The sequence below is a fragment of the Mycobacterium sp. IS-1264 genome (genome assembly GCF_001954195.1).
Classification (GTDB): domain Bacteria; phylum Actinomycetota; class Actinomycetes; order Mycobacteriales; family Mycobacteriaceae; genus Mycobacterium.
The window spans coordinates 1-1,384 of sequence record NZ_MBES01000017.1; the positions used below are offsets into that span (position 1 = coordinate 1).

General features: G+C 70.2%; 1 protein-coding gene. It reads right to left on the minus strand.

Annotated features, from left to right (window positions below):
- Positions 1-1,384 (minus strand): amino acid adenylation domain-containing protein (locus A5744_RS04410; RefSeq protein WP_139331235.1); only part of this gene is annotated, 1,384 nt, incomplete at both ends.

The window sequence follows — 1,384 nt, forward strand, 5'->3', positions numbered from 1 at the left end:
TCGATTTCGCCCAGCTCGATGCGCTGCCCGCGCAGTTTGACCTGGGCATCGGCGCGGCCCAGATACTGCAGTTGCCCGTCGGCACGCCAGCGCACCAGATCCCCGGTGCGATACATCCGCGCTCCCGCGGCCCCAAAGGGGTTGGCCACGAAGCGTTCTGCGGTTAGAGCCACCCGGCCCACATAGCCGCGCGCCAGCGCGGGCCCGCCCACATACAACTCACCGACCACCCCGACCGGCGCCGGCTGTAACTGCCCGTCGAGCACCAGTGCGTACACCCCCGCAACGGGGGCGCCAATATTCACCGGATGCCCCGCCGTCAGCGGCGCACAGGTAGCCCAGATGGTGGTCTCGGTCGGACCATAGGCGTTGAACATCCGCCGGCCCGGCGCCCAGGCGGCCACCAAGCCTCCCGGGCAGGCCTCGCCTCCGGTGACGAGCGTTGTCAGGTCGTCGAGCCGGGCCCGATCCAGCGACGCCACCACCGTCGGCGTCAAAATGGCCGCGTTGACCCGTTGGCCTTGCAGCAACTCGGTCAAGGCAGGCCCGGCATACACGTCCGGTGGGGCCACCACCACCGCCGCCACCGACCCTGCGGCCCATAAGATTTCGAACACCGACGCATCGAAGGTCGGCGCGGCGACCATCACCACTCGCGCGTCCGCGCCCAATCCGAGCAGTTCGCGTTGCACCGCGGTCACCGCTAGCAGACCGGCGTGGCTGACCGCCACGCCTTTGGGCGCCCCGGTCGAGCCCGACGTGAAGATCACATACGCGCCGTTGTCGATGCCCAGCGTTGTCAACCGATCGGCGTCGGTGATCGGATCCGCGCGATACCCCGAGACATCCAGATCGTCGACGCGCAGCACTGGTCGCGCCCCGGCCCCGGCCACCGGGTCGGCGCCACACGCCAACACACACACCGCACCCGCGGCATCCAACACCGCTGCGATGCGCTCGACGGGGTGGGTCCGGTCGACCGGAACATAGACCCCGCCGGCCTTGGCCACCGCCCACCAGGCCACCACCAACTCCGCACACCGATCGATCGCGACGCCCACGGCGCGCTCGGGACCCACGCCCGCCTCGATCAACTCCCGCGCCCACCGCGACGACCACTCATCAAGCTCGCGATACGACATCGCGCGGCTGCCGTCGATGACCGCTTGGGCGTCGGGGTCGGCGGCCACCGCCGCGGCCAATATCTGCGGCGCCACCCCCACGGGCGCCTGCGCCTCGATGCCAGACCACCGCCGCAGCACCAGATCACGCTCACCGCGATCCAGCAGCGACACCTCTCCGACGATCACCGAGGCATCGGTCACCACCGCCTCGATCACCCGGCCAAACCAGCCGACCAACCGCTCGATGCTGGCCCGGTCGA